The 16,287-nt window shown below is 72.3% G+C and carries 12 protein-coding genes; 9 read left to right on the top strand and 3 right to left on the bottom strand.

Going from position 1 to position 16,287, the window contains the following annotated elements:
- Nucleotides 1-12 precede the first annotated feature (12 nt).
- The gene (gene aceE / locus ACIQI7_RS11165; RefSeq protein WP_401107562.1) at nt 13-2,763 is read right to left on the bottom strand and encodes a pyruvate dehydrogenase (acetyl-transferring), homodimeric type; all 2,751 of its coding nucleotides are present in this window, start codon (nt 2,761-2,763) and stop codon (nt 13-15) included.
- A gap of 517 nt (nt 2,764-3,280) precedes the next feature.
- On the opposite strand from aceE, the gene ACIQI7_RS11160 reads away from it, so the two are divergent.
- The 5 genes from ACIQI7_RS11160 to ACIQI7_RS11140 all read left to right on the top strand — a co-directional run bounded on the left by ACIQI7_RS11160 (nt 3,281) and on the right by ACIQI7_RS11140 (nt 7,295).
- Nucleotides 3,281-3,718, top strand: coding sequence for a DUF3052 domain-containing protein (locus ACIQI7_RS11160; RefSeq protein ID WP_401107559.1), 438 nt, complete (start codon nt 3,281-3,283; stop codon nt 3,716-3,718).
- A 272-nt stretch (nt 3,719-3,990) separates the two neighbouring features.
- Nucleotides 3,991-4,449, top strand: a complete 459-nt coding sequence (locus ACIQI7_RS11155; protein ID WP_387748471.1) for a peroxiredoxin — start codon at nt 3,991-3,993, stop codon at nt 4,447-4,449.
- A 221-nt stretch (nt 4,450-4,670) separates the two neighbouring features.
- Nucleotides 4,671-5,246: a TerD family protein gene (locus tag ACIQI7_RS11150; RefSeq protein WP_387748473.1), complete on the top strand. Its 576-nt coding sequence runs from the start codon at nt 4,671-4,673 to the stop codon at nt 5,244-5,246.
- Between the two features lie 228 nt (nt 5,247-5,474).
- A complete protein-coding gene (locus ACIQI7_RS11145; protein WP_387748474.1) occupies nt 5,475-6,053 on the top strand; it encodes a TerD family protein in 579 nt (192 codons plus the stop codon).
- Nucleotides 6,054-6,200: 147 nt separating this feature from the next.
- On the top strand, nt 6,201-7,295 hold the full coding sequence (locus ACIQI7_RS11140) for a DUF475 domain-containing protein (protein ID WP_401107555.1): 1,095 nt from the start codon (nt 6,201-6,203) through the stop codon (nt 7,293-7,295).
- An 87-nt stretch (nt 7,296-7,382) separates the two neighbouring features.
- Here ACIQI7_RS11140 and ACIQI7_RS11135 read toward each other — a convergent pair whose 3' ends face one another.
- Entirely contained in the window at nt 7,383-8,564 is a 1,182-nt protein-coding gene (locus tag ACIQI7_RS11135; protein ID WP_401107552.1) for a DUF2637 domain-containing protein, read from the bottom strand.
- Between the two features lie 340 nt (nt 8,565-8,904).
- Between ACIQI7_RS11135 and ACIQI7_RS11130 the strand changes: the two genes are divergently transcribed.
- A complete protein-coding gene (locus tag ACIQI7_RS11130; protein WP_387748480.1) occupies nt 8,905-9,645 on the top strand; it encodes a Tellurium resistance in 741 nt (246 codons plus the stop codon).
- Between the two features lie 118 nt (nt 9,646-9,763).
- Here the strand turns inward: ACIQI7_RS11130 and ACIQI7_RS11125 are convergent, their stop codons facing one another.
- On the bottom strand, nt 9,764-10,963 hold the full coding sequence (locus tag ACIQI7_RS11125) for a TerD family protein (RefSeq protein WP_401107549.1): 1,200 nt from the start codon (nt 10,961-10,963) through the stop codon (nt 9,764-9,766).
- Nucleotides 10,964-11,320: 357 nt separating this feature from the next.
- On the opposite strand from ACIQI7_RS11125, the gene ACIQI7_RS11120 reads away from it, so the two are divergent.
- The 3 genes from ACIQI7_RS11120 to ACIQI7_RS11110 all read left to right on the top strand — a co-directional run bounded on the left by ACIQI7_RS11120 (nt 11,321) and on the right by ACIQI7_RS11110 (nt 16,272).
- Nucleotides 11,321-12,529, top strand: coding sequence for an HpcH/HpaI aldolase/citrate lyase family protein (locus tag ACIQI7_RS11120; RefSeq protein ID WP_401107546.1), 1,209 nt, complete (start codon nt 11,321-11,323; stop codon nt 12,527-12,529).
- A gap of 243 nt (nt 12,530-12,772) precedes the next feature.
- Nucleotides 12,773-15,439, top strand: a complete 2,667-nt coding sequence (locus ACIQI7_RS11115) for a phosphoribosyltransferase (protein ID WP_401107544.1) — start codon at nt 12,773-12,775, stop codon at nt 15,437-15,439.
- On the top strand, nt 15,439-16,272 hold the full coding sequence (locus tag ACIQI7_RS11110) for an HAD family hydrolase (RefSeq protein WP_401107541.1): 834 nt from the start codon (nt 15,439-15,441) through the stop codon (nt 16,270-16,272). The genes ACIQI7_RS11115 and ACIQI7_RS11110 overlap by 1 nt, the downstream gene beginning before the upstream one ends.
- Nucleotides 16,273-16,287 lie beyond the last annotated feature (15 nt).

Below are 16,287 nucleotides of genomic sequence, written 5' to 3'. Positions count from 1 at the left end.
TCCAGCGGGTGATCAGGCGTCGCCGCCGGCGGCGCCCGGGTCGGCCGCGGCCACGTCCAGCAGCTGGTAGCGGTCGATCGCGTCCTTCAGCGCCGAGCGGTCGATCCGGCCCTGCTTGGCGAGCTCGGTGAGCACCGCCAGGACGACCGACTGCGCGTCGATGTGGAAGAAGCGGCGGGCCGCGCCACGGGTGTCGGCGAAGCCGAAGCCGTCGGCGCCCAGCGACTGGTACTGACCCGGCACCCAGCGGGCGATCTGGTCCGGCACCGCGCGCATCCAGTCGGACACCGCGACGACCGGGCCCTCGGCGCCCTGGAGCTTCTGGGTGACGTACGGCACGCGCTGCTGCTCCTCGGGGTGCAGCAGGTTGAACTCCTCGGCCTCCACCGCGTCGCGGCGCAGCTCGTTCCAGGAGGTCGCGGACCAGACGTCGGCCTTGACGTTCCACTCCTCGGCGAGGATGCGCTGGGCCTCCAGGGCCCACGGCACGGCCACGCCGGAGGCGAGGATCTGGGCCGGGATCTGGCCGGCGGTGCCCGGCGCGTACTTGTGCAGGCCCTTGAGGATGCCCTCGACGTCCACGTTCTCGGGCTCGGCCGGCATCTTGATCGGCTCGTTGTAGACGGTGAGGTAGTAGAACACGTCCTCGCCGTGCGGGTGCTCGGCGCTGGAGCCGTACATCCGGCGCAGACCGTCCTGGACGATGTGCGCGATCTCGAAGCCGTACGCCGGGTCGTAGGCCACCACGCCGGGGTTGGTCGAGGCCAGCAGGTGCGAGTGGCCGTCGGCGTGCTGGAGGCCCTCACCCGTCAGCGTGGTGCGGCCGGCGGTGGCGCCGAGCACGAAGCCGCGGGCCAGCTGGTCGGCCATCTGCCAGAACTGGTCGCCGGTGCGCTGGAACCCGAACATCGAGTAGAAGACGTACACCGGGATCAGCGGCTCGCCGTGGGTGGCGTAGGACGAGCCGGCGGCGATCAGCGAGGCGGTGCAGCCCGCCTCGGAGATGCCGTCGTGCAGCATCTGGCCGGTCGGCGACTCCTTGTAGGCGAGGAGCAGCTCGCGGTCGACCGACTCGTAGGTCTGGCCGAGCGGGTTGTAGATCTTCGCCGACGGGAAGAGCGAGTCCATGCCGAAGGTGCGGTACTCGTCCGGCGCGATCGGCACGAAGCGGTTGCCGATGCCCTTGTCCCGCATGAGGTCCTTGAGCAGCCGGACGAACGCCATGGTGGTGGCGATGGTCTGGTTGCCGGAGCCCTTCTTGACCGCCTTGTACGCGTCGTCGCCGGGCAGCTCCAGCTTCCGCGGGCGGACCTTGCGGGTCGGCACGTAGCCGCCGAGCTCCTCCCGGCGGTCGTGCATGTACTGGATCTCCTCCGAGTCGCGGCCCGGGTGGTAGTACGGCGGGAGGCCGTCCTCGAGCTGCTTGTCGGTGATCGGCAGGTGCAGCCGGTCGCGGAAGCGCTTCAGGTCCTCGACCGTCAGCTTCTTCATCTGGTGGGTGGCGTTGCGGCCCTCGAAGTTGGGGCCCAGCGTCCAGCCCTTGACCGTCTGGGCGAGGATGACCGTCGGCTGGCCCTTGTGCTCGCGGGCCGCCTTGAACGCCGCGTAGATCTTCTTGTGGTCGTGGCCGCCGCGACCCAGGTGCTGGATCTGCTGGTCGGTCATGTTCTCGACCATGGCGCGCAGGCGCAGGTCGCCGCCGAAGAAGTGCTCGCGGATGTACGCGCCGGTCTCGGTGGCGTAGGTCTGGAACTGGCCGTCCACCGTGGTGTTCAGCTTGTTCACCAGGATGCCGTCGCGGTCCTGCGCGAGCAGCGGGTCCCAGCTGCGGTCCCAGACCAGCTTGATCACGTTCCAGCCGGCGCCGCGGAACTGCGACTCCAGCTCCTGGATGATCTTGCCGTTGCCGCGGACCGGGCCGTCCAGGCGCTGCAGGTTGCAGTTGACCACGAAGGTCAGGTTGTCCAGGCCCTCGCGGGCGGCCAGCGACAGCTGGCCGAGCGACTCGGGCTCGTCCATCTCGCCGTCGCCCAGGAAGGCGTAGACCTGCGAGTCGGAGGTGTCCTTGATGCCGCGGTGCTCCAGGTAGCGGTTCATCCGGGCCTGGTAGATCGCGCCGAGCGGGCCGAGGCCCATCGAGACGGTCGGGAACTCCCAGAAGTCCGGCATCAGCCGCGGGTGCGGGTAGCTGGAGAGGCCGTACGGGGCCTTCGACTTCTCCTGGCGGAACGCGTCGAGCTGCTGCTCGGTGAGCCGGTCCAGCAGGAAGGCGCGGGCGTAGATGCCGGGGGAGGCGTGGCCCTGGAAGAAGACCTGGTCGCCGGACTCGCCCTCGGCGTCCTTGCCGCGGAAGAAGTAGTTGAAGCCGACGTCGTACAGCGACGCGGAGGAGGCGAAGGTGGCGATGTGGCCACCGACACCGATGCCCGGGCGCTGCGCCCGGGAGACCATGACGGCCGCGTTCCACCGGGTCGCGTTGAGGATCTTGCGCTCGATCTCCTCGTTGCCGGGGAAGAACGGCTCGTCCTTGGTCGCGATGGTGTTGACGTAGTCCGTGCTGCGCATCTCGGGCACGGCGACACGCTTCTCGCGGGCGCGCTCGATCAGCCGCAGCATCAGGTAGCGGGCGCGCTCACGCCCCCGCTCGTCGATGGCCGCGTCGAGCGACTCCAGCCATTCCGCGGTCTCCTCGGGATCGAAGTCCGGGACCTGACTCGGAAGGCCGCCAATGATGATCGGGTTGCGATCGGATCCGGAAGCCACGCTGTTCCTTCACTGTCGGTCGAAACTGAGGTGTGTCGCGCCGCCTCCATCGTGCTACCGCGCTCGGAGATCCGTCATCTCTACCGATCGGTAACCGTTCCGCCTGGTGGGCGGTCCGGTCTGGCGGCGCGCGGCGCGGGCGTCTTCGTCCGCTCCGCACACCCCCGGGTGTTACGAAAAGAGGTGGTCCGACCTGGTGTCCCGTCCGCCCGATGGCGGGCGGCCGGGGTGAGGGCCAACAGGAGACTCTACGCCCGCGCACGCGCGGACCCCGAATGCCGTTCGCATCTCGGGCACGCGTACGGCCTGTGGGCCGGGACCACCCGAAGCATCCTCGGACGACGCGGAAAAGGGCAAATCGGTGTGATTCCCGCCACGCCGCGCGGCGTGTCCCGGTGTGGCACGTCAACCTTTGGAGGGGATCGGGGGTCGGGTACTTGCGCGAACCGCCGCGCCCGTGTGGACTACGGCCACAGCCTCGGCATGGACGCCGAGCCGAATACTGGAGGTTATTCCCGTGAGCGCGACCGCGGACCCCGCGGACAAGTCCAACCCGGCGACCCGTCTCGGCTTCGAAGAGGGCCAGATCATCCAGGAGCTGGGGTACGACGACGACACTGACCAGGAGCTCCGCGAGGGAATCGAGGAGCTCACCGGGACGGATCTCGTCGACGAGGACTACGACGACGTCGCCGACGCCGTTCTGCTGTGGCACCGCGACGACGACGGGGACCTCACCGACGCCCTCGTCGACGCGCTGGAGTACCTCGCTGAGGGCGGCCTGATCTGGCTGATGACGCCCAAGACCGGGCGCGACGGCCACATCGAGGCCTCCGACATCAGCGACGCGGCCAAGACCGCGGGCCTCTCCCAGACCAGCTCGATCAACATCGTCAAGGACTGGGCGGCCACCCGGCTCGCGACCAAGTCCACGGCGAAGGGCGGCAAGCGCTGAGCGGGCTCTGAAGCCCCCGCGCCGGGCCCTGTCGGAGGAACCCCTCCGGCGGGGCCCGCCGCATGTCCGGCTCCCGGCCGGCCGGCTCCCGGGCGTGGCCGGCCCCACGCGGGCCGGCGCCCCGGACGGCCCGCCGGGGCGTTCGCGGACGGCGAACGGACCGGGCCGCGGCCGCCCGCCTCATCCGTTCGGCCGAACCGCCGTAAACGAATGCGAGGATGTGCCCTGCCGCGCCCGCCGCGCGGCGCGGTCGCGTCAGAAAGGTCCCGTTCATGGCCATCGAGGTCGGCTCCCCGGCTCCGGACTTCGAGCTCAACAACCAGCACGGCGAGTCCGTCCGGCTCTCCGACCTCCGCGGCGCGAAGAACGTCGTCCTGGTCTTCTACCCGTTCGCCTTCACCGGCGTCTGCACCGGCGAGCTGGGCGCGATCCAGCGGGAGCTGGCGGGCCTGCAGAACGACACCGTGCAGGTGCTCGGCCTCTCCTGCGACTCGCAGTTCTCCCAGCGGGTCCTCGCCGACCGGGAGGGCCTGGAGTTCCCGCTGCTGGCCGACTTCTGGCCGCACGGCGAGGTCGCCAGGGCCTACGGCGTCCTGGACGAGGAGCGGGGCTGCCCGCTGCGCGGCACCTTCGTGATCGACACCGCGGGCACGGTGCGCTGGAGCGTCGTCAACGGCCTCCCGGACGCCCGGGACGAGCAGGAGTACCTGAAGGTCCTCGCGGCGCTCTGAGACCCCCGCCGGGGCCCAGGACGGTCCGGAACGCCCCCGCCGCACCCGCCGGCCGGGTGCCGTGGGGACGTGTCCGGCCTGATCAGGGGTGCGGACGGGAACCCCGTACTACGCTCGGGCCGTTGGCGGGGTGGGGTGCGGGAGCCGATGGGCCTCCCGACGCCCCGGGACCGCACCACCGGGGGCACCACTGGGCGTGCCTCCCGATTCTTGGAGGACTAGTGGGAGTCAGCCTCAGCAAGGGCGGCAACGTCTCGCTCACCAAGGAGGCACCGGGCCTCACGGCCGTGGTCGTCGGCCTGGGCTGGGACGTCCGGACCACCACCGGCGCGGACTTCGACCTGGACGCCAGCGCCCTGCTGTGCAACGCCCAGGGCAAGGTCACCTCGGACGGCAACTTCGTGTTCTTCAACAACCTGAAGAGCCCGGACGGCTCGGTCGAGCACACCGGCGACAACCTGACCGGCGAGGGCGAGGGCGACGACGAGGCGATCAAGGTCAGCCTGGTCGGCGTGCCGGCGGACGTGGAGAAGATCGTCTTCCCGGTGTCGATCTACGACGCCGAGACCCGCGGCCAGAACTTCGGCCAGGTGCGCAACGCGTTCATCCGCGTGGTGAACCAGGCCGACAACACGGAGCTGGCGCGCTACGACCTCTCCGAGGACGCCTCCACCGAGACCGCGATGGTCTTCGGCGAGCTGTACCGCAACGGCGCCGAGTGGAAGTTCCGCGCCATCGGCCAGGGCTACGCCTCCGGTCTGCGCGGCATCGCGCAGGACTTCGGCGTCAACGTCTGAGCCGCCGCCGGCGCCCTGCGGCGCGGGCTTCGCGCCGTTCCCCCGGGGCGGTCCCGGACCTCCGCGGTCCGGGGCCGCCCCGGCTCCGTCCGCCCCGGTGCGGCGCCGGTCCGTCGCGCTGCGAGGATGGGTGAGTTCAGGAAGTTCAGCCGACCGGAGCCGGTCGGCCGGGGCCGCGGGGGATACACCTGGAAGGCGCCCCGGGAGAAGCAAGGGAGGAAGAACGTCATGGTGGTCACGCTCGCCAAGGGCGGCAACGTCTCGCTCACCAAGGCCGCGCCGAACCTGACGCAGGTCCAGATCGGCCTCGGCTGGTCGGCCCGTTCGACCACGGGCGCCCCGTTCGACCTCGACGCGAGCGCCCTGCTCTGCGGTGGCGGGCGAGTGCTCGGCGACGAGTACTTCGTCTTCTACAACAACCTCAAGAGCCCCGAGGGCTCGGTGGAGCACCAGGGCGACAACCTCACCGGCGGCGACGACACGGGTGACGACGAGGTGGTCCTGGTCAACCTGGACCTCGTCCCGGCGCAGGCCGACAAGGTGATCTTCGCGGTCTCGATCTACGAGGCCGAGGCGCGGCTCCAGAACTTCGGGCAGGTCCGCAACGCCTACATCCGGGTCGTCAACTCGGTCGACGGCCAGGAGATCGCCCGCTACGACCTGTCCGAGGACGCGTCCAGCGAGACTGCGATGATCTTCGGTGAGCTGTACCGCTACGCGGGTGAGTGGAAGTTCCGCGCGGTGGGCCAGGGGTACGCCTCCGGCCTGCGCGGCATCGCGCTCGACTTCGGCGTGAACGTACAGTAAGGGCGGAAATCGGACTTGTCGTACCCGACCCGATCATGAGAACAGAGGGCAGTGCGGGGGTGACCTGACCGGGCGAGGCCCGGTCAGGGCGTCTCGGGGTCGAGGCCGCCCCCGGCACGGCCAGAACCCGAAAGGTAGTCAACTCCCGTGTTCCTCCGCACATTCGGCTGGTCGTTCGCGATCACCGCCATCGGCCTGGTCGCGGCCGGACTGCTCTGGGGAGCCCAAGGCTTCGGCATCGTGCTGATCCTCTCCATCCTGGAGATCTCCCTGTCGTTCGACAACGCGGTGGTCAACGCCACGGTGTTGAAGCGGATGAACCCGTACTGGCAGAAGATCTTCCTGACCGTCGGCGTGCTCATCGCGGTCTTCGGCATGCGCCTGGTCTTCCCGCTGCTGGTCGTCGGCCTCACCGCCAAGCTCACCCCCACGACGGTCATCGACCTCGCGCTGCACTCCGACAAGACCCACGACGGCCTCACCTACGGCCAGTACCTGGAGGCGGCCAACCCGGCCATCGCGGCCTTCGGCGGCGTCTTCCTGCTGATGATCTTCCTCGACTTCATCTTCGAGGAGAAGGACTACAACTGGCTGGCCTGGATCGAGCGCCCGCTGGAGAAGGTCGGCAAGCTGGAGGCCTTCTCCAGCGTCGTCGCCCTGGTCGCCCTGCTGCTCGCCTCCAACTTCTTCGCCGAGGAGCACGCGGAGACCGTGCTGCTCGCCGGCGTCCTCGGCCTGGTCACCTACCTCGCCGTCAACGGCCTCTCCTCGATCTTCGAGTCGGGCCTGGAGGCCGAGGAGGAGCGCGAGGAGGAGGCGGAGAAGTCCGGCAAGTCGATCGTCCAGGTCGGCGGCAAGGCCGCGTTCTTCCTCTTCCTCTACCTGGAGGTCCTGGACGCCTCGTTCTCCTTCGACGGCGTGGTCGGCGCGTTCGCCATCTCCAGCGACATCTTCCAGATCACCCTGGGCCTCGGCATCGGCGCGATGTACATCCGCTCGCTGACCGTCTTCCTGGTCCGCAAGGGCACCCTGGACGACTACGTCTACCTGGAGCACGGCGCCCACTACGCGATCGGCGCGCTGGCGGCGATCCTGCTGGTCGGGATCAAGTACCACATCCCGGAGATCGTCACCGGCCTGATCGGCGTCGCCTTCATCGGGCTGGCGCTCGGCTCGTCGATCCTGCGCAACCGGCGTGAGGGCGCGGACGAGGAACCGGAGCTGGTCGGCACCGGCAAGTAGTCCGCAGGGCAGGCGAAACGGCCGCCTCCGGGGATCCCCGGAGGCGGCCGTTCGTGTGTCCCCGGTCGTACCCGTGGGGTGCCGGGGTCAGCCGAGCTGCTGCTCGATCGCGCGCAGCTTGCGCTCCAGCGAGTCCAGCTTCGGCATCGAGAGGGTGTCGTCGTCGGCCGTCAGGTCGACGGTCGAGTCGCTGCGGGACGACCCGGTTCCGGAGGCCGAGGAGGACGAGGAGGACAGGGAGGACGAGTACGACGAGTACGAGGAGCCGACGGCGGCGCGCGGGCGGCGCCCGGCGTCCAGGGCGGCCGGCTCGAACGGGTCGGAGGACCGGCGCGAGGACGGGTACGACGAGGAGGAGGCCGAGTACGGCGAGGAGGCCGGGGTGGTGGCGTCGGACTCCGCGGCTAGGGCAGGCTCCGTAGCGCTCGGGCCGTCTCCGGCAGCCGTGAGGGCGGGCACCTGGCGGCCGCCGCGGGCCCGGGAGAGCATGCCGCCCTGGCGGGAGATGGCCTTCAGCTCGGCCCGCTCGCGGCGGTCGGCGGTACGGGCACGGGCCTTGGCGTCCAGCTTCGCCTGACGCTCCTCGCGCACCTCCTCGACCGCCTCGTCCAGGCTGCGGACGTTCTCCAGCAGCATCAGCGACCAGGCCGCGTAGGTCTCGCGCGGGGCGCGCAGCCAGCGGACGATGCGGATCTGCGGCAGCGGGCGCGGCACCAGGCCCTGCTCGCGCAGCGCGGCCTTGCGGGTCTGCTTCAGCGCCCGGTCGAACAGGATCGCCGCCGAGATCGACATGCCGGAGAAGAACTGCGGGGCGCCGTCGTGCGACACGCCGCGCGGGGCGTGCACCCAGTTGAACCACGCCGAGGCGATCGCGAACACCCAGACCAGCAGGCGCGAGCCGAGCGCGGCGTCACCGTGGCTGGCCTCGCGGACGGCGAGCACCGAGCAGAACATCGCGGCGCCGTCCAGGCCGAACGGGACGAGGTACTCCCAGCCGTTGGACAGGCCCAGGTTCTCCTTGCCGAAGCCGACCAGGCCGTGGAAGGAGAGGGCGGCGGCGACACCGGCACAGCAGAACAGCAGCGTGTACGAGGAGATGCCGTAGATCATCTCCTTGCGCCGGCGGCGCTCCTCGCTGCGCTCCCAGGAGTCGCCGGACTCGTCCTTCTTCGAGCTCTTGAAGCGCAGTGTCGCCATCAGGACGGCGACGAACAGCAGGGCTGCGCCGCCGACGACGGTCCAGACCAGCTGTATGGAGGTCAGGTTCATTGCGGGTCGGGCCTCGGGTTTCCGCAGGGGACAGGATCACAGCGCGACACAGGTGGTCAGGACCCGCCGTGCGGGCACCGACTGACGGATCGTTCGTCGCCGCACGGCGTGCCCGCCGCACCCGCGCAGGGGCGGACGGGACACCTGTGCGGCTAGACGATATCGCGTCCGAAGGGGCGGCATGTTACGGGAGGGCGGCTTCCTCCGGCCAATCGACCCGCCGGTGCGGCCCGGTTGGGTAGCGGAGGGCCCGGACGGGGTATCCGACGGCCGGGCCGATGCCCGATCATTGGTCGGCGGACCGTCAGAACGCCTGGCGGGAGCAGGGGAAGAGGACTGCATGGTCTCGATCTGGGAGTACCTGCGCGGGGACAGGAGCTACACCTTCGACAACCCCGGGGGGCAGCACAAGGTCATACTCACCAAGTCGTCCCCGCAGCACGCGATCACCGGGTCGGCGGCCACCACCGGCTACCTCTACGTCAACCTGCACTGGACGATGACCGCCGGAGGCGGCGCGCGGCCGAGCGCCCGGGACTCCGTCAAACGGTTCTTCAGCCCGCGGATCCTGCGGCCGCTGGAGCCGGACTCGCCGCAGGGCAGCGAGCCGACGAACGTCGACCTGGACCTGGCCTGCATGTACGAGCTCTCGGACGGGAGCACGGGCGTGGTGCAGCCGCTCGGCGGGCTGTTCGGCGACCTCCAGAACGCGCCGTACGTCAAGCTCAGCGGCGACGACCAGTACGGGGCGCCGTCCGGCGAGACGATGTACGTCAACCTGGAGAAGAAGGACAAGTTCAAGCGGCTGCTGATCTTCGTCTACATCTACGACGGCACGCCGGCCTTCGAACAGTCGAACGCGGTGATCACGATCGTGCCGCAGACCGGGCCGCGGATCGAGATCAAGCTGGACGAGCGGGCCCGGGCGGCGCGCTCCTGCGCGGTGGTGCTGATCGAGAACGCGGGGGACAACCAGCTGACGGTGCGCCGCGAGGTGCGGTACGTCAACGGGTTCCAGGCGGACATCGACCGGCTGTACGGGTTCGGGATGCAGTGGCAGCGCGGGTACAAGAGCGACTGACGGGGGGCGGCGGTCCCGCGGCGGGGGCTTGTGCGGGTGCGAGTGCGGGTTCCGGGGCCGGCGGGGCCGGGGTCGGCGTCGTCAGGGTCGGCGTCGTCGGGCGGCCCCGCCGGGGGCGTCAGCGCGGCTGGAACTGGGGGCCCTGCGGGGGCAGCGCGAACTCCTCGCCGGTGGCCGCCGGGGGCTGGGCCGTCGGCGGCTGCGGTTGGACGGGCTGCGGTTGGACGGGCGGCTGCTGGCCGGTGCCGGGCTGCGGGTAGCCGTAGCCCGCGGGGCGCTGCTGCTGCGGCGGGGCGGGCTGGTTCGGCTGGGGGTAGCCGTAACCGCCCGGCTGCTGCTGGTAGGGCTGCTGGCCGGTGCCCGGCTGCGGGTAGCCGTAGCCGCCGGTGGGCTGCTGCTGGGGGTAGCCGTACCCCGGGTTCGGCTGCTGGGGGTAGCCGTAGCCGGTGCCGGGCCGGTGGCCCGGGGGAACGGTGGGCGGCGGGGGCATGGTCGGCGGGGCCGTGGGCGGCGGCGGGGTCGTCGGCGCGGGCGACGCGCTCGCGGCGGCGGCCGGGGCCGGTGCCGCCGGAGCGGTGGCCGGGACCGGTGCCGGGGTGGCGGCCGGGGGCTGGGCGGGCGGTGCCTGCGGGACGGCCGGGGCCAGCGTGAAGGTGCCCGGCTCGGGGTTGGTCGAGCGAGGGTCCGGCAGCGGCATGCTGCGCGGGTCGAGCATGCCGGACGGGGTGGCGGTGGAGCCGGTCGCCCGGGCCGGCGCCGGGTCGGCCTCCGCGTCGTCCACGGTGATGCCGAAGTCGGTGGCGAGACCGATCAGCCCGGAGGTGTAGCCCTGGCCGATCGCACGGAACTTCCAGGCCCCGGAGCGGCGGTACAGCTCGCCGGCGACCAGGGCGGTGACGTTCTCGGCGTCCTCGATCCGGAACTCGGCGAGCGCGGGCGCGGCCTCGCCGGCCGTGGCGTCGAAGAGCAGCAGGCGCAGCCCCGGCACCGAACGGAACGGCCCGCCCTCGGAGGAGCCCGCCAGCACCACGCGGTCCACGTCGGCGGGCAGCTTGCCCAGCTCGACCTCGACCGTGTCGATGATCTCGGCGCCGCCGGAGGTCTGCTGCTTGGGCAGGTGGCGGACCAGTCCGGAGGGGTGGCGGGGCTGGTTGTAGAAGACGAAGTCGGCGTCCGAGCGGACCTTGCCGGTGGCGCCGAGCAGCAGCGCGGAAGCGTCCACGTCCGGCGCACCGGGCGTGGCGCTCCAGCGCAGCACGGCGCGGACCGCCGCCGCCGGCAGTGCGATGTTGGCGCCCTTGGCCATCACGTGCGTCATAGCCGACCATCCTGCCTGTTCGCCACCCCTTCGGACAACGTGACCGGACCGGTCCGCGCCGGGTCGGACTTTGCCAAGACTTGCGCTTTCCGAGGTTTGCCGCCGTCGTTTCCGAGGTCCGGGCCCGTCACGGCCATGATCGTCGAAGTGGACCGGGATGTTCCGGGAGTTCAGTGCCGGGGAACCGGGACCGGCCGGATCCCGTCCGTACGATGGGCGGTCGAAAGGTCCCCGGGGGTTCGACGGAGGGGCGTCCGGCGGAGGCGTGCCCGGGAACCATGGCGCCCGGTCGGCCGGTTGACCAGGGTGTCGTCGGCAACGGGCCGGGGACCGGTCCACTTCCTGGAGGAGAGCACCTTGCGCCATTTCGGCCACCTCGCCGAGGACGTACGCGGCCGGCTCTTCCTGGAACAGCCGCGCCCGTTCACCGCGCGGAGCGAACCGGCGGTGCTCGCCACCGCCCTCGGCGGCACCCTGTACAGCCCGGCCACCAGGCCGGCGCTGGCCGCCGACATCCGTAAACTCGCTGGTCGGGGCGTGGTGTCGATGGTGCTCTGCCTGGAGGACGCGATCGCCGACCACGAGGTGGACGCGGGTGAGCGGAACCTGGTCGAGCAGTTGAATGACCTGGTCAAGGATTTCACCGACTGTACACAGAGCCATCCCCTCCTCTTCATCAGGGTCCGTGCCGCCGCCCAGATCCTCGACCTGGCCGAGCGCCTCGGCCCGGCCGTCGAACTGCTCAGCGGCTTCGTGCTGCCGAAGTTCACCCCCGCGAACGGCGGCGAGTACCTGGCCGCGCTGGCCGCCGCCGAGGCCGCGACCGGACGGCGGCTGTTCGCCATGCCCGTCCTGGAGTCGCCCGAACTCGCCCACCTGGAGACCAGGCGGGACCAGCTCTTCGGCATCGCCGAACTGCTCGCCGGCCACCGCGAGCGGGTGCTCGCCGTCCGGCTCGGCGTCACCGACCTCTGCTCCGCGTACGGGCTGCGGCGCTCGCCCGACCTCACCGCGTACGACGTGGCGCTGGTCGCGGCGGTGATCGGGGACGTGGTCAACGTGCTCGGCCGGGCGGACGGCACCGGGTACACCGTCACCGGACCGGTCTGGGAGTACTTCCCGGTGCAGGAGCGGATGTTCAAGCCGCAGCTGCGCCGGACCCCGTTCACCGGGGCCTCGGTGCCCGCCGGGGCCGGAGCCCTGCGGGCCTCCGGCGAGGAGGTCCGCCGGCGGATCATCGACCACGACCTGGACGGGCTGATCCGGGAGGTCGAACTCGACCGGGCCAACGGCCTGCTCGGCAAGACCTGCATCCACCCCAGCCACGTTCCGGCCGTGCACGCCCTCTCCGTGGTCACGCACGAGGAGTACTGCGACGCCCGGGACATCCTCCGGCAGGAGCAGGACGGCGGCGGGGTGCTGCGCTCGGCGTACACCAACAAGATGAACGAGGCCCGGCCGCACCGGGCCTGGGCGGAGCGGGTGCTACTGCGGGCGGAGGTGTTCGGGGTGGCCCGGGAGGACGTGAGCTTCGCGGAACTGCTGTCGGCCTGTCTGTGCGACTGACTCCCGGACGGTCGGTTCCCGTGTGGCCGGCGCCCGGACGGTCGGCTTCCGTGTGCCCGGCGCTCGGACGGTCGGCTTCCGTGTGCCCGGCGCCCGTGTGGCCGGCGCCCGGACGGTCGGTTCCCGTGCGACCGTCTTCCGGACGGCTGATTGTTCCCGTGGTCGAGTCCGAGCCGTTTCCCCTGGTTTCCATAGCGCGGATATGACGAACGCACCATCGCACCATCGAAGGCAGGACCAGCAGTGACAGCAACACCGCAGACGTGGACCGGCCGCTGGGTCGCCGACCGGGCCGGGATCGCGCTGACCGGCTCCGCGCGGCTCCCCGAACTCGTCGGGCTCGCCCTCCGGTCCGGCAACCCGAAGCGAGCCCACCTGCTGGTCTCCACCGTGCTCGGCAAGCACGTGCCGCAACGGCCCTCGGTGGTCCACGGCGCCGGGCTCGAACTCGGCCGCCGGGTCCGCGACCTGCTCGGCGCGGAGGCGGCGGCCCGGGCCGTCGTGCTCGGCTACGCGGAGACCGCCACGGGCCTCGGCCACAGCGTCGCCGACGGCCTGGACGCCCCCTACCTGCACTCCACCCGCCGCCCGGTGCCCGGCATCCCCCCGGTCGGCGGCTTCGAGGAGGAGCACTCGCACGCCACCTCGCACCTGCTGCTCCCGGCCGACCCCGGCCTCCTCGCCGGGAACGGACCGCTGGTGCTGGTGGACGACGAGTTCTCGACCGGGCAGACGGTGCTCAACACCATCCGCGACCTGCACGCCCGCCACCCGCGCGGGCACTACGTGGTGGTCGCCCTGGTGGACCTGCGTTCCGCGGCCGACCGGCGGCGGCTCGACCGGACCGCCGCCGAACTCGGCGTCCAGCTGGACCTGGTGGCCACCGCGAGCGGAGGCGTCGAGCTGCCGGCGGACCTGCTGAACCGGGCCGAGCGGCTGATCGCGGAGGCCGGCGCCGTCACTCCGGAGGCCGGGCCCTCGGCGGCCGCCGCCGCGCCGCTGGTCCGCGTGGGGCTGGACTGGCCCGCCGGGCTCCCGGACGGCGGCCGGCACGGCTTCACCGCGCGCGACCGCGCCCGGCTGGACGCCGTACTCCCCCGGCTGGCCGGGCAGTTGGCCGAAGCCCTGCCCGCCGGTGCGCGGCGGGTGCTGGTGCTCGGCTTCGAGGAGCTGATGTACGCGCCGCTGCGCCTGGCCGACGCCCTCGGCGAGCGGCTCGGCGGCGACCGCGTCCGGTTCTCCACCACCACCCGCTCGCCGGTCCTGGCGGTGGACGACCCCGGCTACGCCATCCGCACCCGGCTCGCCTTCCCCGCCCACGACGACCCGCAGGACGGCGGCTCGCCCGAGCGCTACGCGTACAACGTCGCCCCCGGCAGCGACCCGGCGCGGCGGTTCGACGCCGTGGTGCTGGTGGTGGACGACGTGGCCGACACCCCGGCGCTGCACGAGGGCGAGCGCGCGCTGCTCGGGCAGCTGCGGCGGGTGACCGACCGGGTGGTGCTCGCCGTGCTGCCCTCGCACCGGCCGGTGCCCGGGGCGGCCGCCTCGCTGCCCGGTTCTCCGTCCGCGCCATCGCCTCGCGCGCTGTCCGTGCCGTCGCCGTCGCCGTCGCCGTCGCCGTCGTCTTCGTCCGCGCCGTCGACTTCGTCCGCGCCGGCGACGGCGACGGCGCCCGTCGTGCTCCCCGCGCCGTTGTACGGGCCGGCGTTCTCCTCGTACGCGGCCGAGGAGGTGGCCTGGCTGCTCAAGGACCTCTCCGGGGTCGCACTCGAAGCCCCGACCGAGGAGCGCGAGGAGGCCGTCCAGAGCGGCGGCGCGCACTACGCCGAGTCGCTGCCGGTCGAGTACCAGCCCGGCCCCGGGTACCAGGCGCTGTTCCACGAGGCGCTGCGCGGCTCCGCCGGCCGGATCGCGCTCGCCGTGGGCACCGTCGCCGAGACCCTGCTGCGCGAGCGCGGCCCCGGCCTGGTGCTCGCCTCGCTGGCCCGGGCCGGCACGCCCGTCGGCATCCTGATCCGCCGCTGGCTGGCCTTCGCGCACGGCCTGTCCGTGCCGCACTACGCCGTCTCGATCGTGCGCGGCCGCGGCATCGACCCGGTCGCGCTGCGGTACCTGGCGGCCCACCACCGCGCGCGGGACGTGGTGTTCGTGGACGGCTGGACCGGCAAGGGCGCGATCACCCGAGAACTCGCCGACGCCCTGGCCGGCACCGACTTCGACCCGGACCTCGCGGTGCTCGCCGACCCGGGCCGCTGCGTGCGGACGTACGGCACCCGGGACGACTTCCTGATCCCGTCCGCCTGCCTCAACTCCACGGTCTCCGGGTTGGTCTCGCGCACCGTGCTGCGGGCCGGGCTGATCGGGCCGGACGACTTCCACGGCGCCAAGCACTACGCCGAACTCGCCGGGAGCGACGTCTCGGCGGCCTTCCTGGACGCGGTGGCCGCCCGCTTCGGCGAGGTCCGGGCCGCGGCGGTCGAGGGCGCCGACCGGCTCGCCGCCGACCCGCACCGGACGCCCGACTGGGCGGGCTGGGCCGCCGTCGAGCGGATCAGCGCCGAGTACGGCATCGACAACGTCAACCTGGTCAAGCCCGGCGTCGGCGAGACCACCCGGGTGCTGCTGCGCCGGGTCCCCTGGCGGATCCTCGCCCGGCGCGGCGCCGGTGCCGACCTCGACCACGTCCGGCTGCTCGCCGCCCAGCGCGGCGTCGAGGTGGAGGAGGTGGACGGGCTGCCGTACACCTGCGTCGGGCTGATCCACCCCCGCTACAGCCGCGGGGCGACCGGAGGCGACGGGCGGGCTGTGGCTGACGGGCGGGCCGAGACCGACGGGCGGGCCGAGACGGACGGGCGGGCTGTGACCGACGGGCACGCCGTGCCCGAGACTACGGGGAGGGATTCCTGATGGGTGTTCTGGTGGCGAGCGACCTCGACCGGACGCTGATCTACTCCGAGCGGGCCATGGCCCTGGCCGCGCCCGACCGGCTCGCGCCGCGGCTGCTCTGCGTCGAGGTGTACCAGGGGCGGCCGCTGTCCTTCATGACCGAACGGGCCGCCGAGCTGCTCACCGAACTCGCCCGGCAGGCCTGCTTCGTCCCGGCCACCACCCGGACGCCCGAGCAGTACGGACGGGTCAAGCTGCCCGGCCCGACGCCGGACTGGGTCCCCGCGTACGCGATCTGCGCAAACGGTGGACAGCTGCTGGTGGACGGCGTGCCGGACCGCGACTGGCGGGCCGAGATCACCGCGCGGATCGCCGCCGGCTCGGCCCCGCTGGAGGAGGTGACCCGGCGGCTCGCCCTGTGCGCCGACCCGGAGTGGACCCACAAGCGGCAGGTCGCCGACGAGCTGTTCGCCTACCTGGTGGTCGAGCGCGCCGCGCTGCCCGAGGGCTGGCTGGCCGAACTGGCCGGCTGGTGCGCCGAGCGCGGCTGGACGGTCTCCCTGCAGGGCCGCAAGGTGTACGCCGTTCCCGCACCGCTCACCAAGAGCGCCGCGCTGGCCGAGGTCGTCCGGCGCAGCGGCGCCGACACGGTGCTGGCGGCCGGGGACTCGCTGCTCGACGCCGACCTGCTGCTCGCGGCGGACGCCGGCTGGCGTCCCGGACACGGCGAGCTCGCGGACAGCGGCTGGACGGCCCCCGGCGTCACCGCCCTCACGGAGGTGGGGGTGACGGCGGGGGAGGAGATCGTCCGGCGGTTCCTGGCCGGGGCGGCGGCCCTGCCGGTCGGGGTCTGACCGGGGCGGCCCCCG

Source organism: Kitasatospora sp. NPDC092039 (assembly GCF_044756065.1).
Taxonomy (GTDB): Bacteria; Actinomycetota; Actinomycetes; order Streptomycetales; family Streptomycetaceae; genus Kitasatospora.
The sequence above is the reverse complement of the archived record's forward strand: the minus strand, read 5'-3'. Positions and strand labels throughout refer to the sequence as shown.